Genomic DNA, 25,990 nt, shown 5'->3' with positions numbered 1-25,990 from the left:
GGAGAAGCCGCTCCAAAATAGATGAGAAGTAATCAATTCAGTGAAAGAATCGCTCAAATAAAAGTACAAATTTTTATTTCATTAAAAGAGACACCCGCAACAGCAAGTTAATGAGGAGGGGGAAAGTAAATGACATTGCGTATTGTTTCAGGACGTTCGGGAACAGGAAAATCAGCATTTATTCATCAGGAAATTGTTGAGCAATTAAAGACAGATCCATTGGGACATCCAATTTTCATTATAGTGCCTGACCAAATGTCTTATTCTACGGAATATGAGCTGACAAATAAGCATGGTTTACAAGGCTTGATTCGAGCACAGGTGATGACGTTTAAACGTTTAGCATGGTTGGTTTTACAGGAAACAGGAGGTATTGCTCGTAAAGAAGTGAATGGCTATGGCTATCGAATGCTTATACGTAAACTTTTGGAGGAACAAAAAAGCGAGTTTTCCTTATTTCGACAAGCAGCAGGAAAACGTGGCTTTACGGAGGAAATTGAAACCCTTTTAAGAGAATTTAGTCGCTATAGCGTCAATAGCTCAGTCTTGGCAGAGGTAACGGAATCGTTAAAGGCAATAGATGCACCTAATACATTGCAGGCGAAAGCGAATGATTTACATGTCGTTTTGCAGGCATTGGAGGAACGACTTGGTACGACCTATGTTGACAGCGAGGGCTATTATCCGATTTTAACGGAGCAACTGAAGTATGCAGAAACGATGAAGCAAGCGACCATCTATATTGATGGTTTCACCGCCTTCACTGTGCGAGAGTTAGAACTGGTTCGTGAATTGTTAAAGGTGACGAAGCAAGTAACTGTCGTCCTTCCCTTTGATCATATGGATGAAGCCTTTGATGAACAAGCTTTATTCCATGAAGCAGCGTTAACGAATCAACGTCTTCATGATATAGCAAAAGAAGAGGGCATTGATGTTGAATTACCATTACATTTTTATAAGACTCAAAGATTTCATTCTAAAGATTTACAGCATGTGGAGGCAAAGTTTGCTGATTTGGAGCCTCAAACGATAAAAACCTCAGGAGATGTAACCGTGCTTGAAGCATCAAATCGTCGAGCAGAGATACATGCGATTGCCCGGGAAATAACAAAACTGACAAGAGAAGACGGTTTTCGCTATCAGGATATCGTACTTTTGTACAGACAAGCAGATCTCTACGATCCACTTATTACAAGTATTTTCCAACAATATGAAATTCCTATTTTTACAAATACAAAAAAGACAATGCTACATCATCCATTAATAGAGCTAAGTCGTTCAGCCTTGGAGGTTATGACCTCGAATTGGAAATATGAGCCAGTTTTTCGTAGTGTCAAAACCGATTTGTTTTTCCCATTACAAGCTGAGCTAACAATTTGGCGTGAGCGAGCAGATCGATTAGAAAATTATTGCTTGGCACAAGGCATCTATGGTGAACGATGGTTTGAGGAGGCACGTTGGTTTTATAAAAAATATCGAGGTCTAGAATTCCATTCGCGTGTACAAACAGATGAAGAGCGTGCAATGCAGGCAGAAATCGAGGCCATTCGAGATGAAATTCGCCAACCTCTAAAACTTTTACAAGACAAGCTTGATAGCGCCAAGAATGGCAGAGATATTGCGACTGCTTTATTTGAACTTATAGAGTCATTACAGGTATATGATAAACTGCAAGCCATGAAAGATCGTGAGCTAGAGCGAGGTGACGCATTAGCTGCAAGTGAACATGAACAAGCTTGGAATGAATGGATTGCTGTTCTTGACCAATTCGTTTATATGTTTGGAGAGCAGGAGATGTCTGTAGAGCAAGCAGCCAAAATTCTTGATGAAGGCTTTGATACATTAGAATTTTCAAGAATTCCGCCAACCCTTGATGAAGTAATGGTGGCTACTGTTGATTTAGCTCGTTTATCCAATATCAAAGTCGCTTTTGTAATAGGAATGAATGATGGTGTTTATCCAACTCGGATGGAGTATGAGGGCTTGTTGTCAGATATCGAACGTGAATGGTTTAGTCAAATTGGCTATGAGCTTGCTCCTACCTCTACTAATCGTTTATTACAGGAAAATTTCTTGTTCTATCGCGCTATTACAACGCCATCTAACAAATTGTATATGACCTATCCTACGGCGGATGAGGAAGGCAAGGCACTTCTAGCCTCACTTTATATTAAGAAAATAATAGGAAATGACAAAAAGGCTGGCTTATTAAGTGGTGTTTCGATAGAACGAGTGGTAGTCGATCCAATTGAATTATTAGATAGGGATGTTTTACCATATTTACGCCATCCAAGGACTGCATTGGCACATCTAATGGTACAGCTACGTCAAGCTGAACATAGCCGTGAACTAGCGCCAGAATGGCTAGCTTTACAAAGATTTTATACACAAGATCCGTATTGGGCACTCATTTTCGACCGCGTACTTTATCCAATTACCCATAAAAATGAGGCTGAGCCACTTGAAACCTATATTACACAGGAATTATATGGTCAGAAGCTAACATCCAGTGTGTCGCGAATTGAGAAATACTTCAGATGTCCTTTTTCTCATTTCACTACGTATGGTCTACGTCTTGAAGAACGAGCTGAGTATCGGCTAGAAACGTTTGCAATGGGTGACTTATTCCATGAGGCATTAAAGTGGATTACAGAGGAAACACATCGTCAGCAATTATCTTGGATTCGTTTAACAACAAAGCAAATTAAACAATTAGCACGTCAAGCAGTAGAACAAATTGTTCCAGTCTTTTCCCATCAAATCCTATTATCCAGTGCCCGCTATCGCTATATTCAGCGTAAGCTAATTCGAATTGTTGAGCGTACAATGACAGCACTGACACAGCATGCAAATGTATCACACTTCAAACCAATTGCAATTGAGGCATCGTTTGGTCCTGGACAACATGAACAGCTACCACCATTAGAGATTGATTTGACTGGTGGTAAGAAAATGTTTATGCGTGGACGTATTGATAGAGTGGATAGTGCAACGATAGATGACCGCTCTTATTTGCGGATTGTCGACTATAAATCCTCAGCTCGTGACCTTGATTTAAATGAGGTTTATTATGGATTATCCTTACAGGTCCTAACGTATTTAGATGTGGCAATGGAAAATAGTTCATACTGGCTATCAGGTGAAGCAGAGCCAGCAGGGGTACTGTATGTCCATGTCCATAATCCGATGCTGAAGCTGGATAAAGATTTGACGGACAGTGAAATAGAAGAGGATCGTTTAAAGCAGTATAAAATGAAAGGTTTGCTATCTGAAAATGCTGAAGCGATTTTATCGATGGACGAGCAATTGGAAGAAAGTAGCGGACATTCAAAAATCATTCCTGTCTATATGAAAAAAGATGGGACACCGTCTGAGTCACAATCGCGTATAGTTCCTGTCAATGATATGAAAAAGTTGCAGCATTTTGTTCGTCGTAAACATCAGGAGGCAGGGAATGGTATCTTATCTGGTGATACGGCCATTAGCCCCTATAAATTAAAAGCCAAAACGGCATGTGATTATTGTCAATTTGCTGCGGTTTGCCAATTTGATCCATCAGATGGTAAACAAAACTATCGTCAATTAATGCAAGCAAAGCCGAATGATATTGTCGATAAAATTCGGAAGGAGATAGAATAGCATGGTACAAACAATTCCTGTTAAGCCAGTAGATGTCACATGGACAGACGATCAGTGGAAGGCCATTTATGCTAGCGGTCAAGATACACTCGTTTCGGCTGCAGCAGGGTCGGGGAAAACAGCGGTTCTGATCAATCGTATGATTGAAAAAGTCATTGCTACTGAAAACCCGATCAATGTAGATGAACTATTGGTAGTGACCTTTACAAATGCCTCAGCCGCTGAAATGCGCCATCGTATGTCTGAGGCATTAGAAAAGGCGATAGCAGAAAATCCAACATCTAATCATTTAAGACGGCAGCTAAGTCTTGTGAATAAAGCACAAATTTCTACGCTACATTCATTCTGTTTAGCAATTGTGAAGCAATATGCGTACTTACTTGATATAGACCCAGGCTTCCGTATTGCCAATGAAGCAGAAATAGCATTATTGCGAGATGATGTTTTAGCAGAAGTTTTAGAAGATGCATACGATGCTGAGGATGAGGCTCACGTACAAGCCATCTATCGTCTTGTCGATAGCTTTACCTCAGATCGTGATGATCAAGCCATCGAAACGCTGATTAGTAAACTTTATGATACGTCTCGTGTCCATGCAGAGCCTCAAAAATGGCTTTGGAGCCTGCCGAAAGCATATGAATTAGCTGAGGAAGTGACAATCGATGATTTAGAGCTATCTCAATACGTCAAATTAACCGTACGTCATAGCCTGGAAGAGGCGTTTATGCTAATTTCTGAAATGCGCACAATTACATTACAGCCAGATGGACCTGCACCCTATGCAGAAACGGCAGAGGTAGATTTTGCTATGATTCAGGAAGGGATACGCATTAGTCAAAGTGGGACATGGCAGGAGCTATTTGATTATTTTGCAACGGTTAAATGGTCTACCTTAAAGCGGGTATCGAAGGATGCACTAGTTAATGTAGAGCTACAGGAGCTTGCGAAGAAAAAACGAGAAGCAGCCAAAAAAATGATGAATAAAATCAAGGAGACATATTTTGTTCGTACGCCTGCACGGCTACTTGAGGAAATAAGGTTAATGGCACCGACCATTACTACGCTAGTTGAATTGACCACTACATTTAGTGAACAATTTCGACTAGCCAAGTTAGAACGGGGAATCATTGACTTTTCAGATTTAGAGCATTATGCACTTCAAATTTTAACGGTAGAGATAGATGGTGCACTTCATCCATCACCGGTTGCACTAGATATGAAAAAGCGTTTTAAAGAAGTACTTGTGGATGAATATCAGGATACCAATATGCTACAGGAAACCATCTTACAGCTTGTCAAAACGGGTGAAGAACAAGACGGCAACCTTTTTATGGTTGGGGATGTTAAACAAAGTATATACCGTTTCCGATTAGCTGAGCCAAAGCTTTTTATGAGAAAATATAGTGAATACTTGGAGTCACCTGATGTAACGGGGATGCGAATTGATTTAAACGCTAACTTCCGAAGTCGAAAAGAAGTATTAAATGCTACAAATTATGTTTTTGCACAAATTATGGGTGAGCGTGTCGGTGAGATTTCGTATGATGACAATGCGTCACTAAAGCCTGCTGCGCCCTATGATGATAAAGAAATACCTGTTGAGCTGGTCGTACTGCATCCACCACAGGAAGAGGAAACACCAGAAGAACTGGAAGAACTAAGCAATGAGGCAACGGAGCTAGAGGAATTAAAAAAATCACAATACGAGGCACGATTTATTATCGATCGTATACGTCAAATGATGGAAGATGGAACAACCGTATACGATACGAAAACAAAAACAGAGCGACCATTAAAGTATAGTGATATTGTGATTTTAATGCGCTCGATGACATGGTCAACAGACTTAGTAGAGGAATTTAAGCTGGCAGGGATTCCACTCTATGCAGAATCATCTAAAGGCTATTTTGACGCACTCGAAGTAATGATTATGTTAAATGTCCTGAAGGTAGTCGATAATCCCTATCAGGATATCCCCTTAGCCTCTGTACTGCGCGCACCGTTTGTTGGTTTAACGGAAAATGAGCTGGCGAAAATTCGTTTAGCCGATCAAAAGGTACCTTTTTATGATGCTTTACGACAATTTATTCGTAGTGAAGGACATGGTGTGCAAACCACTACATTTGAGAAGTTGCAACGCTTTATGCTAGCCTTTGAAAATTGGCGTGATTTAGCACGTCGTGGATCATTATCAAATTTAATTTGGAAAATTTATTTAGATACACATTATTATGAAATGGTTGGGGCAATGCCGAATGGCAAACAGCGTCAAGCAAATCTACGCGTATTACATGATCGTGCATTAATGTATGAAAAAACAGCATTTCGTGGGCTATTCCGTTTTTTACGCTTTATTGATCGTATGCGTACGCGTGGCGATGATTTAGGTACGGCCAAATCAATTGGCGAAAAGGATGATGTAGTACGTCTGGTGACAATACACTCTTCCAAGGGGTTAGAATATCCAGTCGTCTTTGTTGCAGGAATGGGACGTCCGTTTAATAAAATGGATTTTCATCAACCCTATTTGTTTGATCAAGATTTTGGACTAGCTGTTAAGGCCATTGATCCCGAAAATCGTATCACCTATACATCGTTACCGTTTTTAGCATTGAAGGAGAAAAAAGAACTGGAGATGCGTGCAGAAGAAATGCGTGTCTTATATGTTGCGATGACTCGTGCGAAGGAGCGTTTGATTTTAGTAGGCTCAGTGAAGAACTGGGAGAAAACACGCGACAACTGGCAGGACGCACAAAGTTTACCAATGGATGCACCGCTTCAAGAATATTTACGTGCAAGAGCTAACAGCTATTTGGACTGGGTTGGCCCAGCAGTAGCAAGACATGCAGATTTTGCAGTAGTAGCAAGCACATCTTATAAAGAAGTGGAGGATCAATCACATTGGTGGGTTCAAGCCATCGATACAAAGCATTATTCATATGAGATAGAGGCGATGGGCGATGAAGTACAGCAAGTGCTTGCGATGCAAGAGGATGAGGACTTGCTGGCTGAAATCACTACCCGCTTTCAAGCGCAGTATGTCTATCAAAAATCTACAAGAAAGCGCTCCAAAACATCTGTTAGTGAAATAAAGCGATTAGAAAATTTACAGCGCCAGGAGGAACCTGAATTTTATTTTGCCTCTCCTATCACGCAAAAGGCTTCGTCCATTGCACCTCGACCCGCTTTTTTACAGGAGCAACAGCTAACTGGTGCTGAAATTGGTACAGCTGTGCACACAGTGATGCAGCATGTTCCTCAATATGGCTTTAGTCATATCGATGCTGTAAGGGACTTTGTGGAGGATTTAATGGCAAGACAGCTTTTAACAGAGGCGGAGGGCAAAGTAGTTCCGCAAGCGAAAATTTATCGTTTTTTTGAGACAGAAATAGGGCAACGCTTTCAACGCGCAAGGCAGATACGTAGAGAAATGCCGTTTACAATTAGTAGAATCGATGAAGATGGTGATGCTCAAATTGTGCAAGGGATCATTGACTGCCTATTTGAGGATGAATACGGTAATTGGGTCTTGTTGGATTATAAAACGGATCGTATACAATCTCATTTTGCGCAGGAGCCAGCCTTGTCAAAGGAAATACTAGGTCGTTATGCCGTACAGCTTCGTGTTTATAGCGAAGCCATTGAATCCATCTTACACATCAAGGTGAACGATAAAGTATTATTTTTATTCGATAATGAACAGACCATACACGCATAAAGAACTTGTTACGGGCAAAGTGGGGCAAAGTTTTTTCTTGCCCTGCTTTCACCATAGCTGCTAGTCAAGAGGAGGCTATTTTGTGGAGTTAAAACCAACAATGTTGCATGAACGAATAGCAACATTAGATATTTTACGAGGTATTAGTTTAGTAGGGATCTTACTTGTAAATATGTATACCTTTTATTTGCCAATGCCGCATATTGATTTGGCATCATGGTTTACAACCCCATCAGATATTGTTTGGCAGAAAAATATAGATATTTATGTGCAAGGCAGCTTTTACCCGCTTTTTGCCATGCTATTTGGTTATGGGCTAGCCATGCAGTGGCAAAAGGCTCAAAGTCGTCAACAAAACTTTTATACGCTGGGGCTTCGTAGACTGTCCATCCTGTTTGCTTTTGGTTTTATCCATGCTGTGCTAATTTGGTGGGGCGACATATTAATGATGTATGCATTTTGTGGCGTTTTCTTAGTGCTTTTACTACGATTGAGTCCCATCTGGCTATTAGCGAGTGCTTTGATTATTAATGGCTTGATGCAAGCTTTTATGCTCTTTGTAGTAGGGATTGTAAATTTTAATACAAAAGTAGATGATTACTTAGATATCGTTTCAGTAGAGAAGGCCATCACGGCTTATGGGACAGGAAACTGGGTAGATGCCTTTTTGCAACGCTTAACAGATTTATCGACGCAGGCAGGCATCGAGATGTGGTTTGTCGCACTGTTCACGATTTTACCGTATATGTTAATAGGTGCCGCTGCCTCTAAATGGCGTTTAGTAGAACGGGCTAAAGAATTGAAGTGGCTCTGGCTGACGTTTGCAATTGCTGGATTGGTCATCGGTATTGGTATAAAAAGCTTATCTATTATGTTTACAAGAACATATTTACTAGATTATTTAAAGGTATACATAGGGGGCCCAGTTCTATCGGTGGGCTATATTGGGGTCATTGTGTTACTTTGCTTAGTGCCAATAATGCCAAAACTACTTAGTCCTTTTGCTAAAATCGGACGCATGTCATTAACGATGTATATTCTTCAATCTATTATAGGTACTTGTTTATTCTACCAATTTGGCTTTGGCTGGTATGGTAAAGTAAGTGTAGAAACAGGGGTATTAATTGCTGTCGGCATTATTGTTGTGCAAATGATCATAGCAGAAATCTGGTTATCTAAGTGGAAACAAGGACCGTTAGAAACAATATGGCGTAAATTAACATATAAGCAAAAAGTAGAAGTGCGTTAATATATTCCTCTTCACATGCATATTTTATGAAGATATAACAACTTATAAAAATGTTGTCGCAAAAATGAGGTAATTTCTATCATATTGTTGTATTATGTAGAAAAAAGAAGGAGCTCTTTCAATCATGAAAATTTTATCATTCAAATTAGGTGGACATGTAAGCTTTGGACCAAAAGTAAAAAAAGAAGAAGCGGTATGGGATGTACTCGCTATTCAAAGTGAACTTCAAGTTCTCCCTTCTTTTTCAAGTTCAATCGTGGATGGCATTGCTTTAGGCTTTGATTTTGTGGAACAGATTCGTAAATTAGTAGAAGCAGCAGAAAAATCAGATAATGCTAATAGTTTTAAACGTGAATTTACAGAGATCGAATGGCTTTCACCAATTCCACGTACACCTAAAAATATTATGTGTATTGGTAAAAACTATGATGAACATGCAAAGGAAATGGGTGCAGAGGCAGCACCAACGGATTTAATGGTATTCACAAAATCACCAACTGCAATTGCTGCAGATGGACAAACAATTTCCATACATGCAGATCTTTCTTCAAAAATGGATTATGAAGGTGAGCTAGCTATCGTTATTGGTAAACGTGGCAAAAACATTCCTAAAAACTTAGCGTTTGATTATGTATTTGGTTATACTATTGCCAATGATGTAACAGCTCGTGATTTACAAGAGAAACATAAACAATTCTTCTTGGGTAAAAGCTTGGACGGTACTTGCCCTCTTGGACCATACCTTGTGACAAAGGATGAGATCCCAAATCCACAAGACTTAACAGTAGTCACAAAGGTCAATGATGAAGTACGTCAAAATGGCTCTACGAAAGATATGATGTTCTCTGTTGAAACGTTAGTATCCATCCTATCTCAGCATGTAACATTAGAGCCAGGAGATGTGATTTTAACAGGTACGCCAGCTGGTGTTGGCAAAGGGATGAACCCGCCACAATTCTTAAAAGCTGGAGATACAGTAAAAGTTTCTATTCAAGGAATTGGTACTTTAGTCAACCATTTTGAATAATGATGATATCAATCCGCGTGAGTCTATACTCCGCGGATTTTTTACTGCTTTAAGGCATAGTAACAGATGTAAAAACTATGAAATGCAAGGATTCCAAGTTTTAAATGATGTAAATTATGTGAACACTATTGTAATATTTGAAACCCTTTCCATCGCATGGTAGGATAGAGTTTGATAGAAAAAGAATGAGGGGGACAAACATGAGTTTTTTAACTAGCCAAACGCATTTGCATATTACTACGTGGGTAGTAGGTATTGTCATCTTTTTAATTGCGGCACTAATGGGCAAGCAATCAAAAGGCTTACATATGACATTACGTCTGTTTTATGTACTAATAATCATCACAGGTGGGGCATTATTTATCGAGGCAATGGACTATGGTAAAGGTATGCTTTACGGATTTAAGTTCTTAGGTGGCATACTTGTAATTGGCATGATGGAAATGGTATTAGTACGTCAAAAGAAAAATAAACCAACAGCTATGTTTTGGATTTTATTTGCAGTATTCCTATTAATCACTTTGTTCCTAGGATTTAAACTGCCAATGGGTCAAGATTTCTTAGCATAATGATTTAAAAGTCGTGAAGTAGTTGCTTCACGGCTTTTATTTTGTAAACGAAAACGGAAGACGGAATTGACACCTTTTTGTCGTAATTCATTTCGCTTTTACGCAAAATCTTTGGAAAAGATAGCGACGTGACAGAGTTATTTGGTAAAATGACGTTGATTGGTTTGAAAGAGAGGGAATAACAGTGAAATTTAAGAAGTGGATAAGTGCGACGGCTGCATCACTTTTATTAGCAACTTCATTAGTAAGTACTATACCAGTAGCACATGCGGATGAATCAGCGACTAGAACAATAGCAGAAGAAAGCATCTATGATTTACTCGTTGACCGTTTCTTTAATGGCTCGGGCACAAACGATTTTGATACAAATACGCAGGACCCTTCGAAATTTGCGGGGGGCGATTTTACAGGTTTACAGGATAAACTGAAATTTATCGGTGAGATGGGCTATACAATTGTTTCCATTGGGCCTATTTTTTCTACAGAGAAGTATGATGGATCAATGCCCACAAGCTATACTACAATAGAACGTCATTTTGGAACAACGGAAGAATTCCAAAGTACTGTAGAGGCCTACAAAGCTAAAAATATGTCCATTATGGTGGATTTTCCACTTACAAATGTGAGTCCAAATCATGAGTGGGCAAAGGATGCATCGAAAGCGGATTGGATTGCATCTACCAATAATGGACAAGTACAGTGGGATTTATCGAATAAGGATGTGCAAGAAGCACTTATTCAAGCAGTAACTGAATTTGTTTCTACATATGACATCGGTGGTATTCGTTTAACAAATATCGCAGGGGCTGATACAGCGTTTATCAATGCAGTAATAGCTGCATTAAAAGAGACAAAAACATCACTTTATGTGATAGCAAATGAAGAAAGCGATGCTGACTTTGATGCAACTTTCTCACCTGTAACGGCAGATATGTATCGTAATATATTTAAAAACGTGGATATGGATTCTTCTAAATTAATGGAACCCTTCGCAGGAGAAAAACCGACACAAATTATGGTGGATTCACTTGAAACTCATCGTTTTACATTTGACTCTGCTAATGAAAATATGTTCCCACCTACCCGCTTAAAAATGGCGATGGGTGCTTTATTTATGCTACCAGGAATTCCTGTCGTACAATACGGGACAGAAATTGCTATGAATGGGGAAGCAAAACCAGATACACACCAGCTTTATAACTTTAAAACAGACGAGGAACTGATAGATTATATTAAAAATGTTCAATCTTTACGTAATCAATCAGCTACTTTACGTAATGGTGATTTTGAAGTCATTACAAATGAAAATGGCCTTCTTGTCTTTACACGTTCTTCTGACGAAGAAAAGTGGGTAATCATGGTTAATAATACTGGTAAAACACAACGCGTCGACTTAACACCTGAACAACTTGGTGAAGGGAAAATGCTGAACGGTATTTTACATGAGGAAAAAGTTCGCATAAATGAAAAAGAAGTCTATCCTGTTATTTTAGACCGAGAAATGGTTGAAATTTATCAAGTTCGCAATGATGAAGGCTTAAACACTCCTTATATGGTGGCTCTTGGCTTAGTATGGGTGATCTTTATTGGCTTTGTTGTCATCATCATTAAACGAGGGAAAGTTCGTCGTCAGGAGCAAGACGTCCAATAATAATAACACGACAAAAAAGCATGCCAGGAGCCATCCTAGCATGCTTTTTATTAGCCTTCAAAGCTTTTATTTGTGAAGAAAATTGCAATAGTCCCAGGTCCGACATGTGAGCCGATCGCGGAACCTATCATGGTAATTTGCACAGCTTGAGGTGAAAAACGCTCCTGGATAGAGGCTTTTGCTTCATTCGCAAAGGCAGCGTCGTCACTATGGCTAATACCTACGATTTTATTTGTAAAGCTGCCACCACGCTCCTGCATTAAATCTAACATACGATTAAGTGCTTTTTTTCGACCGCGTGACTTTTCAATCGGTACAAGTTTGCCATCTTCTACATTTAAAATAGGCTTAATACTAAGAAGGCCACCTAAAAATGCACTAGCTTTTGATACACGACCACCTTTTGCAAGGTAATCTAAGTCTTCTACAGTAAATAAATGCTCGACCTGAGGTGCAAGGGTGTTTATTTTAGAGGCCATGTCTTCTAAGGATACTCCTATATTTCGCAGTCGTACAGCTTCTTCCACGACAAGGCCATGGCCTAGTGATGCGCATTTAGAGTCGATAATGACTAGTTTTAAGGAAGGATACTGCTCAAGTACCTGATTGCGAATCATTTGAGCAGTACTATATGTGCCTGATAATTCTGATGAAAAAGCGATATAAATACCTTCTTCATCATTTTTGGCTAGCTCCTCAAAATGCTTCAAAAAGAGCTCAGGTGACACTTGTGATGTTTTTGGCTGACCACCTTGGCGTATTGCATCATAGATCTCTTTGGAATCAATTGAAATCACATCTTCATATTCTTTGTTGTTCAATTGCACTCGTAAAGGGAGTAGCACGACATCATTTTCTTCATAGTAAGATTTTGGTAGATCACATCCACTATCCGTAAAAATCTTCATTCTCTTGTCCCCCTAATTTCAACTTACTTTTAAAGCTTTTTAACTTTATTCAGTAGATACTCACTTTAGATAAATGGAAGGGGTACCACTGAATAAAGTTAAACTGGTAAAAATGGAATGTTAACTTGAACTTACTACTTAACTATGATAATTTCAAGCGTTCAATGAGTATTTTTGCAATTCCATCATCATTATTCGTTGTCGTAATTTCATTGGCAATGTTTTTAAGACTTGAAATACCGTTCCCCATCGCTACACCAAGTCCAGCATATTCGATCATTTCTAAATCATTGTCTTCATCACCAAATGCGATGATGCGCTCACGAGGAATACCTAAATCTTTTGCCACATGTGCAATACCCACAGCTTTATTTAAGCCGCGACGCACAATTTCAATAATATGAAGTGGCGCGCCCCATCGACGATGTTCAATGACTTCAGCATGCACTGCCTGTAAATGATCACGTATAATAACCGAATTGGCTTCATTTGCCTGAATCAGCAAACTTGTAGGATTTTCCAAGAGGTGTGTGTATAAATCGCCAAGTGTAATTTTTGGGTTACCCATATTAAAGATATTTAAGATACGATCGTCCTCTGTGTGAACATAAACTTCATCTTTTACCTCAGCGATAATATTTTCGTATTCATAACTGTTAATAGAATCAACGACATCATGTACGACACTTAAATCAATTGGTGTGTGCATATGTTGCCAAGAGACATTTTTAGGATGATGCACATATGCGCCATTAAAATTAACAATGGGTGTAGTGAGCCCAAGTTCTTGATAATAAAAAGTACTTGCTCGGTAAGGACGTCCTGTCGCAATCATCACTTGATGCCCTTGTTCCTTAGCCTGCAATAATGTTTTTTTCGTTTTTGCAGAAATTTGCTGTTGATCTGTTAATAAAGTTCCATCTAAGTCTAATACGATTAAATGCGGTTTCATAGCTCGTTGCCCCTTTCCTATAGTTTGAATAGTATCTCTTTGTCTTACATTCGTCAAAATTTTGTCACAGTGAAAAAAGTTTGCTAACATAAAGATGAGAGAATAGTTGGGAGTGACAATAATGTTTGTAGAAAAAGAAGTGTGGGGAAATATTCCTTTATTACATATACATACAGACAATATGAATGAAGAAACCCCGGTAGTCATTTTTTTGCATGGCTTTATGAGTGCAAAAGAACATAACTTACACTATGCATACCAATTGGTGCATAAAGGGGTGCGTGTCCTATTGCCAGATGCAAAATTTCATGGTGAGCGTAGCGAAGGCCTAACGGAAATGCAAATGAATTTAAATTTTTGGGACATTGTTTTAAATTCTATTCATGAAGTACAACAATTATATGATGAATTAAAGAATAAAAATTTATTAGCTAGTCATAAAATTGGCATAGGAGGCACTTCAATGGGTGGCATCGTGACATCAGGCTGTCTGAAACTTTATGATTGGATACAAACAGCTGCAATATGCATGGGTGCACCTGGTTTTATAAAATTGGGTGAATACCAATTGCAACAATTTGCTAAAAGCGGAGTTAACTGGCCGATGTCAGAGGAAGACGTTGAAAAAATTAATGAAGCCCTTGCTAAATATGATGTCAGTTTAACACCAGAAAAATTCGCGGGCCGCCCTGTATTCTTTTGGCATGGAGAATTAGATAAAACAGTTCCTTTTCATGAAACGTATAAATTTTATGAAACATTACGGGAATACTATGAAGCAAACCCTGAATATTTAAAGTTCATGGTTAACAAACGGGCTGGACATGCTGTACCACGTGACGGTATGCTAGCAGCTACAGCATGGCTTGCACAGCATTTGGCATAATAGGGTGCATCTGCTATGATAAGGTTAACACTATGATGGAAGGAGAAATACGAATGGATCAGGATATGAAAGATAGCATGTTAGGTGCTTTAGAAAACGTAATTGATCCTGAGCTTGGCATTGATATTGTCAACTTAGGTTTAGTATATGATGTGGATTTAGATGATGAAGGTGTTGCAACTGTTACGATGACACTAACATCTATGGGCTGCCCACTTGGTCCAGTCATTGTGGATCAAGTGAATACGGCGTTAGGTGAACTTCCAGAAGTGAAAAGTACAAATGTTAATATTGTATGGAATCCACCTTGGTCGAAAGATAAAATGTCACGCTATGCCAAAATGGCATTGGGCGTACGTTAAAATGGCTTATTTAAAACCCTGCTTATTGAAAAATAAGCAGGGTTTTTGCTTGTAACGAAACTAATCGATACGGCATATTTGTAATGGACAATTTTCACAGGCAATTTCATTTTTTAAAAATTGTAAATCATGAATGGTAATAAATCCTTTATCAAAAGTGATAATCTCATGTTTTTTTAAATCATTCAGCATACGATTAATCATTTCCCGACTTGTCGCACACAGATTTGCAATTTCTGTATTTGTTAGCTGAAAATCAATAAAAATCGAGTCATTTTCTACAGGTTTACCATACGTATTGGACAGCCGAATGAGCGTTGAAAATAGAGCACCTTTTTTTCCGTTTAACACTAAATCGCGCAAACGACTCTGATGCTTTAAGTTTTCTGTTTGTAGCCACTTCATGTATTCCACCATAACTGTCGGCTGCTCTTCTAGTAAATGCTCCAAAGATTTACGACTCAAAACATACAACGTAGAGGGTTCTAAAACTTTGGCAGTCATCGAATTATAGACGAGATTACAAAATAACGAACCTTCTCCTATTATGCTGTCAGGGCCACAAATACGAATGGTTAATTCCTTACCCGTCTCGGATTCTTGGCTAATCGAAATAACACCTGATTGGATGTAATAAATTTCTTTTGCCCGTTCACCCTCTAGAAAAATTTTATTTCCTTTATTCACTTTGATAAAAACACCGTGGTTTTGAAAAAGATCTTTAATTTTTTCAAACATATTATCCATTAAAACCATATCTCCAACACATCGCTTTCTTTTTGTAATAAATGGCGATTATTACAAAAGGATAGTGGATTTCGATACTAAAACATAGAAACATACCATTATTATAACGTAAACTTCCATAATTAGTGAAAAAATTTTAGGGCGATTTCTTTGCTAAGCATTGTCGAGTGATGTAAAATAAAGTTAGTCAAAAAAGGTCAAACTTTTTTTCTAATGAATAAGAATGGGTATATAAATAATGAGAAATATGAATAAAAGGAGTGCTAGCTATGCAATTTCAACAAACAGACAATAAAAAACCATTAGAACAATTTGGACGCAATTTAATTGAAGAAGTAAAAAATGGCAAGATGGATCCTGTTATCGGGCGTGATGAAGAAATTCGAAATGTAATTCGTATTCTAACACGTAAAACAAAAAATAATCCTGTATTAATCGGTGAACCAGGAGTTGGTAAAACGGCAATTGTGGAAGGTTTAGCACAGCGTATTGTTAAAGGTGATGTACCAGAAGGCTTGAAAGAATGTGTATTATATGAATTAGATATGAGTGCGTTAATCGCTGGTGCAAGTTATCGTGGACAATTTGAAGAACGCTTAAAAGGTGTGCTAAAAGAAGTAAAAGAATCAGAAGGACAAATCATTCTATTTATTGATGAAATTCATACGATCGTAGGTGCAGGAAAAACAGATGGCGCTATGGATGCAGGAAATATGCTAAAACCTATGCTAGCACGTGGTGAATTACACTGTATTGGTGCTACTACCTTAGACGAATATCGTATTTACATTGAAAAGGATCCTGCCTTAGAACGTCGATTCCAGCAAGTACTAGTACGTGAGCCATCTATAGAGGATACGGTATCCATTTTACGTGGTTTAAAGGAACGCTTTGAATTACATCACGCAGTACGTATTCATGACAGAGCAATTGTTGCGGCAGCAGAACTATCCAATCGCTATATTACAGAACGATTTTTACCTGATAAGGCCATTGATTTAATTGATGAGGCTTGTGCAATGATTCGTACAGAAATTGATTCAATGCCACAGGAATTAGACGCAGTCACACGTCGTATTATGCAGCTTGAAATTGAGGAACAGGCATTGCGTAAGGAAAAGGACGAGGCAAGTAAAAAACGTCTGGAGCAATTACGCGAAGAATTAACTAAGTTAAAAGAATCATCTAAGGGCATGCGACAACAATGGGAAGCAGAAAAAGAAAAACTACACGATATTCAGAAAAAACGTGAAACATTGGATAAATATCGTCGTGATCTAGATGAGGCAGAAAGTAAATATGATCTAAATAAAGCTGCTGAATTACGTCATGGTAAAATTCCAACACTTGAAAAAGACATTCAGGTACTTGAAAAGGAATTAGAGAACGGTGCAGAATCTCGTATTTTACGTGAAGAGGTAACAGCAGATGAAATCGCTGCAATTGTTTCACGTTGGACAGGAATCCCTGTAACAAAATTAGTAGAGGGTGAGCGTGAAAAACTATTACGTTTAAAGGATACATTACATGAACGTGTGGTTGGACAAGATACAGCAGTTCAATTAGTGACAGAAGCGGTATGGCGTGCACGTGCAGGTATCAAAGATCCACACCGACCTATTGGTAGCTTTTTATTTTTAGGTCCAACTGGTGTAGGTAAAACAGAACTTGCCAAGGCACTTGCTGCACAGTTATTTGATTCAGAAGATCACTTTATTCGGATTGATATGAGTGAATACATGGAGAAACATAGTGTGTCTCGACTTGTTGGGGCTCCTCCAGGCTATGTGGGCTATGAGGAAGGTGGACAACTAACGGAAGCAGTTCGCCGAAATCCTTATTCTGTGGTGCTACTAGACGAGATTGAAAAAGCTCATCCTGATGTGGCGAACATTTTATTGCAAATTTTAGATGATGGGCGCATTACAGATAGTCAGGGACGAATGGTGAATTTTACAAATACAGTAGTCATTTTAACTTCGAATATCGGATCAAGTTATTTAATGGAGGCAAAGGAAAATGATGAGGCTGTGGAGGACTTAGTCATGTCAGCCCTACGACAACATTTTAAACCTGAGCTATTAAACAGAATGGATGATATCATCTTCTTCCATGCATTATCTACTAAACATTTTACTGCGATTGCCTGGAAGTATGTGGAGCAATTGATTAAACGTGTAGCAGAGCAAGAAATTACTTTATCTGTCGAGCAAGATGTCATTGATTGGGTAGTAGAGCAAGGTGCAGATGCCCAATTTGGGGCAAGACCACTAAAACGCTTTGTACAGCGACATATCGAAACAGCCGTTGCTAAAGAACTATTACGCGGAGAAGTTTTACCAGGGGAGACGTTGCATGTGAAAATGCATGAGGGTCAATGTGTTGTGGAAAAATAACAGAAAAAACCTGTTCGGCATGAAGCTGAACAGGTTTTTTCTAGCTGAATTAATGATGGTCTGCAGCTTCTGGTGTAGGGTCGTTTGGAATGATTGCTCCAATAATAAAGATAAGGATGGAGAATACAACAGAAACGATTGCTCCAGTTTTGAAATCAAATGGTACACCAAGTACAGAGCTGACTACGTAGTTTAACATAGAAACTAGTAGGAATGACCATATGAACGTTACGATATATTGCATTAATTTCACCTCAACCGAACTTTTTTCATCATAAGGTTTTACTCATATTCATTATCATATCATAACATAAATCAAAAAAAAATGAACGATTTATGTGAAACATGGCGATTTTGTCACAACAAATATGAGATTTAGTATTTTATGTTTGGTAATGTAAAGTATTTAGGAACAGCTCTGAAATAGGGGAATGCGCTCCTAAGCGGGTGAAAAGTGCTCCAAAAGGGAAGAACACCGCTCATACATGATGCAAGGTGCTTTGAAAAATAATGAACAAGCTCAACAAAGTACGATAGATAAAGCTCTAAACAGAAAAACCTCATTCCATAAAATTCTTCACTTCTATATTCAAAGAACACTACCCTCAGCCGCATAAATTTTAAATCATCTTGCGTCATTCCTTTTATATGCGTTATAATTATGACCAGTTACTAATAATTGATAGTAAGAAAGCTGAGGGGTTGCTATATGAACGCAGGTATTATAGGAATAGGCAAATATGTTCCTGAGAAGGTCGTTACAAATTTTGATTTGGAAAAAATCATGGATACTTCTGATGAATGGATTCGTACTCGAACAGGCATTGAAGAACGTCATTTTGCGGCAGATGATCAGGAAACTTCAGATTTGGCAGTAGCTGCTGCAAAAGAAGCTATTGCAAATGCGGGTATTACGCCTGAGGAAATTGGTTTAATTCTTGTAGCAACTGTCACACAGGATCAAACTTTTCCAAGTGTAGCTTGTATGATTCAGGAACAAATCGGAGCAGTAAATGCTGCAGCAATGGATCAAGCAGCAGCATGTGCAGGATTTATATATAGTTTAGTGACAGCAAAGCACTTTGTTGAGGCAAATGCTTATAAATATGTCTTAGTAGTAGGTGTTGAAAAGCTGTCTAAAGTCGTTGATTGGGAAGATCGCAATACAGCTGTATTATTTGGCGATGGTGCCAGTGCAGCTATCATTGGGCAAGTCTCTGAAGGTAGAGGTATTCTATCCTTTGAACTTGGTGCAGATGGTACAGGCGGAAAGAATCTTTATTTAACAAAGCAAGATACAATTGCGATGAATGGTCGTGAAGTGTTTAAATTTGCTGTTCGACAAATGGGTGAATCGGCTGTTAATGTATTAGAGAAAGCGGGATTAACAAAAGAAGACGTTGATTTCCTAGTGCCACATCAGGCAAATATACGTATTATGGAATCTGCACGTGAGCGTTTAGAGCTACCACCAGAAAAAATGTCAAAAACGATTCATAAATACGGAAATACTTCAGCAGCATCTATTGGTATTTCCTTGGTAGATGAGCTCGAAGCAGGTAAGATTAAAGAGGATGATTTATTAGTCCTTGTAGGTTTTGGTGGCGGCTTAACATGGGGTGCCGTAGCCATGAGATGGGGAAAATAAGTAGGAAAAATGCTTGAGGGGAGTAAGACAATGAGTAAAAGACGAGTAGTAATTACAGGAATTGGCGCAGTTACACCACTAGGAAATAGCATCGAAGAAACATGGGCAAACATTAAAGCTGGTAAATCTGGCATTGGTGAGCTGACACGTTTAAATAAAGATCTTTTTGCCGCAAAAATCGCCGCAGAAGTAAAGGACTTTGATATTGAAAAATACATTGATCGTAAGGAAGCACGTAAAATGGATCGCTTCACACAATACGCATTAGCGGCTTCTATTATGGCAATGGAAGATGCACAGCTAACAATTGATGAAGAGCTAGCTCCACGTGCAGGTGTATGGATTGGTTCTGGTATCGGTGGGATGGAAACATATGAACAACAATTTTTAACATTCCAAGAGCGTGGCGCAAGACGTGTTAGTCCTTTCTTTATCCCAATGATGATTCCTGATATGGCATCGGGCCAAGTCTCTATTCACTTTGGTGCAAAGGGGATTAATTCTTGTTCTGTAACGGCATGTGCTTCAGGCACAAACTCTATTGGTGATGCCTTTAAAGTAATTGAGCGTGGAGATGCTGATGTTATGATTTCTGGTGGTGCTGAATCACCAATCGTAACAATGGCGGTTGCAGGTTTTTGTGCCAATACAGCACTATCATTAAATCAAGATCCACAAGCTGCATGTCGCCCATTCGATAAAAACCGAGATGGCTTTATTATCGGAGAAGGAGCGGGTATTGTCATTTTAGAAGAATATGAACATGCAAAAGCTCGTGGTGCCAAAATCTATGCTGAAGTTTTAGGTTATGGTGCAACTGGGGATGCGCATCACATTACGGCTCCAGCTCCAGAGGGTGAAGGTGCAGCACGTGCGATGACGCAAGCATTAACAGATGGTGGCGTAGAGCCATCACAAGTTGATTATATTAATGCCCATGGTACAAGTACGCCATATAACGATTTATTCGAAACACAAGCTGTGAAAACTGCTTTTGGTGATCATGCGTATAACCTTGCAATGAGCTCAACAAAATCTATGACGGGTCACTTATTAGGAGCAGCAGGTGGTGTGGAAGCTATTTTCACAGCATTAGCCCTTAAAGAAGGGATTTTACCACCTACAATCAATTTAAAAGATCCTGATCCTGAATGTGATTTAGATTATGTTCCAAACGAAGCAAGAGAAGCAAATATTCAATATGCAATGAGTAATTCTCTTGGTTTTGGTGGTCATAATGCAAGTCTCCTATTCAAAAAATATGAAGCATAATAGATAAACATAAAAAAACGTCAGCCAAATTTAAATGGCTGACGTCTTTTTTTATAGTTTTGTGAATAAATGATAAGTAAGAAGAAATAGAAAGGATGCCATTACTATGTTTCGTCTCTTTTTATTTTTAGTAAGTTATGGCTTAATGATCCTCTCTGTAGGGAATCTCATATTGTATTTAAATTACCGCACACTAGGTTATTCATGGAAGGTTGTTTTCAAATTTATTTTTCAAACAACAGAATTTTATATGGCGGTAGGAGCCTGTATCATCATCTGCGCAGTTGTGCTTGATTTGGGCTTTGATCGATCCTCAGACAAGCCGTAAGTTTAGCTACGTGCGCGACCAAGACCCATAGCATCTTCCATACGTTTTAATGTAGTACTAGCAATCGCATTCGCCTTTTCAGCACCTTCATCTAGAATGACATCTAATTCTGATGATTCTACTAGATGATAGAATTTCTCTTGAATAGGTGTTAGGTGTTCAATTACTGCTGTTGCTACACCCTGCTTGAATCCACCATAACCAATTCCCTCATATTTTTTGACTAAATCTTCAACGGCTACCCCTGAAATAGCTGATTCGATTGTCAATAAATTTGAAACACCTGGTTTATTTTCCACATCAAATGCAACGATGCCGTCAGAGTCAGTTACAGCTGATTTAATTTTTTTCTCAATGTCTTTCGCAGTATCTAATAAGCGAATTGTCGCTTTCGTATTTGGATCTGATTTACTCATTTTCTTTGTTGGCTCTTGTAAGGATTTAATGCGTGCACCTGCTTTTGGTAATTGAATTTCTGGAATCGTTAAAACATCGCCAAAGCGTTTGTTAAAGCGTTCTGCAAGGTCACGAGTTAGCTCAATATGCTGCTTCTGATCATCGCCGACAGGGACAATATTTGTGTTATAAAGTAGAATGTCTGCAGCCATTAGCGGTGGATATGTTAAAAGAGCAGCAGATACGCTTTCCTTACCATGTGATTTATCTTTGAATTGTGTCATACGTTCTAGCTCACCGATAGACGCAACACATTGTAACATCCATCCTGCCTGAGCATGCGCTGGCACCTCTGATTGAATAAATAATGTCGATTTTTTAGGGTCAATGCCAGTAGCAATGTAGGTAGCAGCAAGCTTACGAATACTTTCTCGTAATTCTTTAGGATCTTGTGCAACAGTGATGGCATGTTGATCAACGATACAATAAATAGCGTTTCCTTCATCTTGTAGTGCCGGGAACTGCTTGAATGCTCCTAAATAGTTCCCTAATGTTACGATACCTGTAGGCTGTACGCCAGAAAAAATAGTTGTCATTAAAAAATTCCTCCTCGAATTCAATTGCTGTAACTTGTGTCACAGCGTTGTCTTCACCTTTCAACTTGGTGATGAAGACAAAAAAACATCATGCGTCCTCATTAGATTTTTTCTAATGAAGGGACGAATGATGTTTGAATCCGCGGTACCACCCAGCTTGCCTAAAAAGGCCACTCAGCTTCGTAACGTGAAGGGACGAGCTTTGCTAATAGCTTCAAGTAGCGTTCACAAAGCTAACTCGGAAGTCCATTCCACATGCATCCACGATCTGTTTGCAGCAACCACAGACTCTCTATACGTGAATTAGCATATGTACTACTCTTCGTCAGCGTTTTTCTCAATTTAAATTGTTCAAATTGATTTGATTGCAAAAAATTATATTATAAAGATTCCTTTGTGTAAAGTCAGACTTTTGACGGTGTTTTTTTTCGAGAAAAAATTATATGCTTTTTTTGTTATGTAATTTTGTTATAAATTTATATTTTTTTATTAAAAAATTATTGAGGTGTACACGTCGGAATGACAATTTTCTCGTTTATTTTTCTTAAATGAGAACAACTAAGATAGATGTTTGGATGTTTAAAATGCTCTAAAAGTGGGAATGGTAGTAGTAGCACATAAGCTTGAAGAAAATACACTACATTAAAAAGCTGTATAAATAGACAGAATATTTAGGGATAGGTTCAGACTTTTTTTATTGGAACTATATTCAAATACAGCAGAGTACTGTATAATGGTACTGTGTATTTTACATTACATTAATTCTAATTTAACACACTGGTTCTGGTTTATAGATAATGATTTTGAAATGAAAGGATGTGTCAGAATGATCGTAACCCTATTTACATCACCAAGTTGTACCTCTTGTCGTAAAGCGAAAGCTTGGTTAGAGGAGCACGAAATTCCATATACAGAACGTAATATATTTTCTGAACCACTCAGCATTAGTGAAATAAAAAAAATTTTACGTATGACAGAAGACGGAACAGATGAAATTATTTCTACTCGTTCGAAAATATTCCAAAAATTAAATGTGGACGTTGAAAGTTTACCATTACAGCGTTTATATGAATTAATTCAGGAATATCCTGGATTATTACGTAGACCAATCATTTTAGATGAAAAACGTCTGCAGGTTGGCTACAATGAAGATGAAATTCGTCGTTTCTTACCTCGAAAAGTTCGAGCATATCAATTACAAGAAGCGCAACGAATGGTGAATTAAACCTTTCTTTTCTGAATAATATATGTAATAGATGTTACAAATGTGGAATACATGTTGTGACATCTTTTTTTTATGTTTTACTTCTGTAAAACCTTCTATATGAAGTATAATAATTAATAGGGAAAAGTCATATATTTCCGTAAAAGTATGTTAAACTTGATTTAAGTTAAATAGTTTACTACAATTTCAATAATTCAAATATCTTCTGTGAAACGGTGTATATCCTTTTCATTTTATGACAGAACAGCATACAATAGAGTTAGAGACAACTGTGAACACAAAAACTCATGTTTATGGTTACTCGATGGTTTTACTGTAGTGTGGTCAAAGGTTGAAAAACAAATGCAGTATGAAGGTTAAAAACAAAGAATAAAAGCATACTAATGAAACAAAACTGTTTTTCGACATATGACAGTGAAGGGAGATGAGGTCTAGTGGACATCGAACGTGTAAATGAAAATACACTCAAGCTCTTTATTACGTACAATGATATAGAGGATCGCGGCTATAGTCGTGAAGAAATTTGGTACAATCGAGCAAAGGGTGAACAACTTTTTTGGGATATGATTGATGAAGTAAACACGGAGGATTATTTTGATGTAGAGGGTCCGATTTGGATTCATATCAATGCTTCTGAAGTAGGCTTAGAAATCATTGTCACACGTGCACATATTTTAAAAGACGGTGAAACATTAGATGGTCATTCGAATTTTGATGAACACAAAGATATGTTTGCGCCATTCGATGAAGTTGGAGAGGATCTTCTTAGCCAACTAACTCAATTTGGTGACATGGATGAGTCAGAATTATTTATGGATACAGACATTTATGTTTATAAATTTAAAGATATTGATGAGTTAATCCCTGTCGCAAAACGAATGACAGATGAATTAGTGGATTCCTCATTATTCAAATATGAAAATTGGTACTATCTAGTTGTTGATTTCGGAAACGCAGATGAGGATTTAAATCGTCATGATAGAAATGCAGTTATCAAGGAATTTTTAACACCATCCAATTTTACAATTCATCGTCTAGAGGAGTACGGTGAAAAGATTATGGAATTCAATTGCTTTGAAACAGTGCGAAAATACTTTGCATAGGCAATGAACCACTAATTATTTTAGACTGTAGTGAAACTCGTAGATGAATCGAGTTCACTACAGTCCTTTTTTTATGCTTTCAACATCACAGAAATAACATCGCATTTTTAAAATTTCAAGAAAAAACTGCTTTATTTTTGTTAGTGAAAATCCATTCCATTATAGTTGTTAAAAAAGGAGCTGATTATATGCTTATTGCCTATAACAATCAACAGCAACTATTTCTCCCATATCAATATACGAGGAAAGCTTTGCAGCGATATAGGCGGCAGATGAAATTTTTTTGCCCTCAATGTTTAGAACAAGTTCAATTGAAAATAGGTAACTATAACATTCCTCATTTTGCGCACTTCACAAAAAACCAATGTTCACAGCTATTCGCAGAAGGTGAATCTACATTACATTTACAAGGTAAAATACAATTATATGAATGGCTCAAAAAGCATGGACATCAGGTGAAATTAGAGCCCTATTTAAAAGAGCTTTCTCAGCGACCTGATTTGCTCGTTACGATAGATGAGGAGCAGTTCGCAGTTGAATTTCAATGTAGTTCAATCTCTCATGAAAAATGGCGACAACGAACAATGGGCTATGAAAGAAACGATATACAAGCAATTTGGCTATTTCAAACTCCACAAAGCAAAGAATCCACCAACGGCATCAGAAAAATTAGAATCTCTCCATTGCTTCAAAAAGCGTTTATAACAACGACAACAGGCTTGCCTTATTTACTAACATACAACGCGGGGACAGCCCAATTTATTTATTGGACGAATCTTCTTCATGTTCACGGGCATACTTTCATAGGTAAAGTACAGAAAATTCCGATCGATCAACAACTTTTTCCTTTTTATATACCTCAACGTATTACTCAAGAAGAATTTCAACGCTATTGGCAGCTCTATAAACAGAGTTGTAGGCAATTTGCGTCTAATCGTCTTTTACATAGCAAGAAGGGAGCACAAGATCCATTTTTACGTAATTGCTATGAATTAAATCTTTCTCTTACTGCGATGCCGCCTTACATTGGGATTCCAGTGAGAGAAGGAGCATCTATCTCTTTGTTCACGAGTGAATGGCAAACGATGCTAGTATATTTTAGTAAACAATTAGGACGTCAACCATTTGAATTAACAAGGGGACAGATGGAAAATTTTTTATGTCAGCATCAGCTAGAAGTAACCGAACAAGCAGTAAGGGCTATTCAAAATTATGGGCATCTACTTAAGCGTATGAACCATGAAGATGATTTACTAGATAATTGTGAGCAAGTCTATGTACATTTATTTGCAATTGCCACAATATACTGAGAAAATAT

General features: G+C 38.1%; 20 protein-coding genes and 1 other annotated feature. Of the genes, 15 read left to right on the top strand and 5 right to left on the bottom strand.

The features are described from left to right. Positions 1-129: 129 nt before the first annotated feature. The 6 genes from addB (at position 130) to V1L66_RS19170 (ending at position 11,853) form a co-directional block, all read left to right on the top strand. On the top strand, positions 130-3,639 hold the full coding sequence (gene addB, locus V1L66_RS19195) for a helicase-exonuclease AddAB subunit AddB (RefSeq protein WP_333006275.1): 3,510 nt from the start codon (positions 130-132) through the stop codon (positions 3,637-3,639). 1 nt (position 3,640) lies between these two features. Then, on the top strand, positions 3,641-7,357 hold the full coding sequence (gene addA / locus V1L66_RS19190; RefSeq protein WP_333006273.1) for a helicase-exonuclease AddAB subunit AddA: 3,717 nt from the start codon (positions 3,641-3,643) through the stop codon (positions 7,355-7,357). Positions 7,358-7,439: 82 nt separating this feature from the next. Further along, complete coding sequence (locus tag V1L66_RS19185; RefSeq protein ID WP_333006271.1) at positions 7,440-8,606, top strand: DUF418 domain-containing protein; 1,167 nt, start codon at positions 7,440-7,442, stop codon at positions 8,604-8,606. A 124-nt stretch (positions 8,607-8,730) separates the two neighbouring features. Beyond that, positions 8,731-9,633, top strand: a complete 903-nt coding sequence (locus V1L66_RS19180; protein WP_048392038.1) for a fumarylacetoacetate hydrolase family protein — start codon at positions 8,731-8,733, stop codon at positions 9,631-9,633. Positions 9,634-9,833: 200 nt separating this feature from the next. Beyond that, entirely contained in the window at positions 9,834-10,202 is a 369-nt protein-coding gene (locus tag V1L66_RS19175) for a YisL family protein (RefSeq protein ID WP_004227486.1), read from the top strand. A gap of 184 nt (positions 10,203-10,386) precedes the next feature. After that, positions 10,387-11,853, top strand: a complete 1,467-nt coding sequence (locus V1L66_RS19170; RefSeq protein WP_333006267.1) for an alpha-amylase family glycosyl hydrolase — start codon at positions 10,387-10,389, stop codon at positions 11,851-11,853. Between the two features lie 50 nt (positions 11,854-11,903). On the opposite strand, the gene V1L66_RS19165 is transcribed toward V1L66_RS19170, so the two are convergent. Together V1L66_RS19165 and V1L66_RS19160 are read right to left on the bottom strand one after the other, a co-directional pair. Beyond that, positions 11,904-12,761: a DegV family protein gene (locus V1L66_RS19165; RefSeq protein WP_333006266.1), complete on the bottom strand. Its 858-nt coding sequence runs from the start codon at positions 12,759-12,761 to the stop codon at positions 11,904-11,906. 142 nt (positions 12,762-12,903) lie between these two features. Next, the gene (locus V1L66_RS19160; protein ID WP_333006265.1) at positions 12,904-13,713 is read right to left on the bottom strand and encodes a Cof-type HAD-IIB family hydrolase; all 810 of its coding nucleotides are present in this window, start codon (positions 13,711-13,713) and stop codon (positions 12,904-12,906) included. 121 nt (positions 13,714-13,834) lie between these two features. Here V1L66_RS19160 and V1L66_RS19155 point away from each other — a divergent pair, with 121 nt between their 5' ends. Both V1L66_RS19155 and V1L66_RS19150 read left to right on the top strand, forming a co-directional pair. After that, the gene (locus tag V1L66_RS19155) at positions 13,835-14,599 is read left to right on the top strand and encodes a prolyl oligopeptidase family serine peptidase (RefSeq protein ID WP_066036275.1); all 765 of its coding nucleotides are present in this window, start codon (positions 13,835-13,837) and stop codon (positions 14,597-14,599) included. Positions 14,600-14,652: 53 nt separating this feature from the next. Further along, positions 14,653-14,961 carry a metal-sulfur cluster assembly factor gene (locus V1L66_RS19150; RefSeq protein WP_103117491.1) on the top strand — a complete coding sequence of 103 codons (309 nt, stop codon included), beginning with the start codon at positions 14,653-14,655 and terminating at the stop codon, positions 14,959-14,961. 60 nt (positions 14,962-15,021) lie between these two features. Here V1L66_RS19150 and V1L66_RS19145 read toward each other — a convergent pair whose 3' ends face one another. After that, the gene (locus V1L66_RS19145) at positions 15,022-15,708 is read right to left on the bottom strand and encodes a Crp/Fnr family transcriptional regulator (protein ID WP_103117492.1); all 687 of its coding nucleotides are present in this window, start codon (positions 15,706-15,708) and stop codon (positions 15,022-15,024) included. Positions 15,709-15,977: 269 nt separating this feature from the next. On the opposite strand from V1L66_RS19145, the gene V1L66_RS19140 reads away from it, so the two are divergent. Next, the gene (locus tag V1L66_RS19140) at positions 15,978-18,104 is read left to right on the top strand and encodes an AAA family ATPase (protein ID WP_333006261.1); all 2,127 of its coding nucleotides are present in this window, start codon (positions 15,978-15,980) and stop codon (positions 18,102-18,104) included. A 49-nt stretch (positions 18,105-18,153) separates the two neighbouring features. Here V1L66_RS19140 and V1L66_RS19135 read toward each other — a convergent pair whose 3' ends face one another. After that, positions 18,154-18,348 carry a YjzD family protein gene (locus tag V1L66_RS19135; RefSeq protein WP_004227469.1) on the bottom strand — a complete coding sequence of 65 codons (195 nt, stop codon included), beginning with the start codon at positions 18,346-18,348 and terminating at the stop codon, positions 18,154-18,156. Between the two features lie 465 nt (positions 18,349-18,813). Here V1L66_RS19135 and V1L66_RS19130 point away from each other — a divergent pair, with 465 nt between their 5' ends. The 3 genes from V1L66_RS19130 to V1L66_RS19120 all read left to right on the top strand — a co-directional run bounded on the left by V1L66_RS19130 (position 18,814) and on the right by V1L66_RS19120 (position 21,352). Next, the gene (locus V1L66_RS19130) at positions 18,814-19,752 is read left to right on the top strand and encodes a beta-ketoacyl-ACP synthase III (protein WP_048392032.1); all 939 of its coding nucleotides are present in this window, start codon (positions 18,814-18,816) and stop codon (positions 19,750-19,752) included. 30 nt (positions 19,753-19,782) lie between these two features. Next, a complete protein-coding gene (gene fabF, locus V1L66_RS19125) occupies positions 19,783-21,024 on the top strand; it encodes a beta-ketoacyl-ACP synthase II (RefSeq protein WP_048392031.1) in 1,242 nt (413 codons plus the stop codon). 106 nt (positions 21,025-21,130) lie between these two features. Further along, complete coding sequence (locus V1L66_RS19120) at positions 21,131-21,352, top strand: hypothetical protein (RefSeq protein ID WP_016994330.1); 222 nt, start codon at positions 21,131-21,133, stop codon at positions 21,350-21,352. A 2-nt stretch (positions 21,353-21,354) separates the two neighbouring features. Here V1L66_RS19120 and trpS read toward each other — a convergent pair whose 3' ends face one another. Then, positions 21,355-22,344: a tryptophan--tRNA ligase gene (gene trpS, locus V1L66_RS19115; RefSeq protein ID WP_333006260.1), complete on the bottom strand. Its 990-nt coding sequence runs from the start codon at positions 22,342-22,344 to the stop codon at positions 21,355-21,357. A gap of 116 nt (positions 22,345-22,460) precedes the next feature. Continuing rightward, positions 22,461-22,682, bottom strand: a binding site (T-box leader). Between the two features lie 491 nt (positions 22,683-23,173). Here trpS and spxA point away from each other — a divergent pair. The 3 genes from spxA to V1L66_RS19100 all read left to right on the top strand — a co-directional run bounded on the left by spxA (position 23,174) and on the right by V1L66_RS19100 (position 25,982). After that, complete coding sequence (gene spxA / locus V1L66_RS19110; RefSeq protein ID WP_025116803.1) at positions 23,174-23,569, top strand: transcriptional regulator SpxA; 396 nt, start codon at positions 23,174-23,176, stop codon at positions 23,567-23,569. Positions 23,570-24,003: 434 nt separating this feature from the next. Beyond that, entirely contained in the window at positions 24,004-24,672 is a 669-nt protein-coding gene (mecA, locus tag V1L66_RS19105; protein WP_004227456.1) for an adaptor protein MecA, read from the top strand. A 188-nt stretch (positions 24,673-24,860) separates the two neighbouring features. Further along, a complete protein-coding gene (locus tag V1L66_RS19100; protein ID WP_333006259.1) occupies positions 24,861-25,982 on the top strand; it encodes a competence protein CoiA family protein in 1,122 nt (373 codons plus the stop codon). Positions 25,983-25,990: the final 8 nt, after the last annotated feature.

Origin of the sequence: Lysinibacillus sp. IITD104 (genome assembly GCF_036698265.2) — a bacterium.
GTDB lineage: Bacteria > Bacillota > Bacilli > Bacillales_A > Planococcaceae > Lysinibacillus > Lysinibacillus boronitolerans.
This window is presented reverse-complemented; position numbering and strand designations above follow the sequence as displayed.

Coding starts and splice junctions, on each gene's coding strand:
- V1L66_RS19165 (WP_333006266.1), bottom strand. CDS start 12,761: ATGAAGATTTTTACGGATAGTGGATGTGATCTACCAAAATCTTACTAT.
- V1L66_RS19180 (WP_048392038.1), top strand. CDS start 8,731: ATGAAAATTTTATCATTCAAATTAGGTGGACATGTAAGCTTTGGACCA.
- V1L66_RS19140 (WP_333006261.1), top strand. CDS start 15,978: ATGCAATTTCAACAAACAGACAATAAAAAACCATTAGAACAATTTGGA.
- V1L66_RS19150 (WP_103117491.1), top strand. CDS start 14,653: ATGGATCAGGATATGAAAGATAGCATGTTAGGTGCTTTAGAAAACGTA.
- V1L66_RS19175 (WP_004227486.1), top strand. CDS start 9,834: ATGAGTTTTTTAACTAGCCAAACGCATTTGCATATTACTACGTGGGTA.
- fabF (WP_048392031.1), top strand. CDS start 19,783: ATGAGTAAAAGACGAGTAGTAATTACAGGAATTGGCGCAGTTACACCA.
- trpS (WP_333006260.1), bottom strand. CDS start 22,344: ATGACAACTATTTTTTCTGGCGTACAGCCTACAGGTATCGTAACATTA.
- addB (WP_333006275.1), top strand. CDS start 130: ATGACATTGCGTATTGTTTCAGGACGTTCGGGAACAGGAAAATCAGCA.
- V1L66_RS19100 (WP_333006259.1), top strand. CDS start 24,861: ATGCTTATTGCCTATAACAATCAACAGCAACTATTTCTCCCATATCAA.
- addA (WP_333006273.1), top strand. CDS start 3,641: ATGGTACAAACAATTCCTGTTAAGCCAGTAGATGTCACATGGACAGAC.
- V1L66_RS19155 (WP_066036275.1), top strand. CDS start 13,835: ATGTTTGTAGAAAAAGAAGTGTGGGGAAATATTCCTTTATTACATATA.
- V1L66_RS19160 (WP_333006265.1), bottom strand. CDS start 13,713: ATGAAACCGCATTTAATCGTATTAGACTTAGATGGAACTTTATTAACA.
- V1L66_RS19145 (WP_103117492.1), bottom strand. CDS start 15,708: ATGGATAATATGTTTGAAAAAATTAAAGATCTTTTTCAAAACCACGGT.
- V1L66_RS19120 (WP_016994330.1), top strand. CDS start 21,131: ATGTTTCGTCTCTTTTTATTTTTAGTAAGTTATGGCTTAATGATCCTC.
- V1L66_RS19130 (WP_048392032.1), top strand. CDS start 18,814: ATGAACGCAGGTATTATAGGAATAGGCAAATATGTTCCTGAGAAGGTC.
- V1L66_RS19135 (WP_004227469.1), bottom strand. CDS start 18,348: ATGCAATATATCGTAACGTTCATATGGTCATTCCTACTAGTTTCTATG.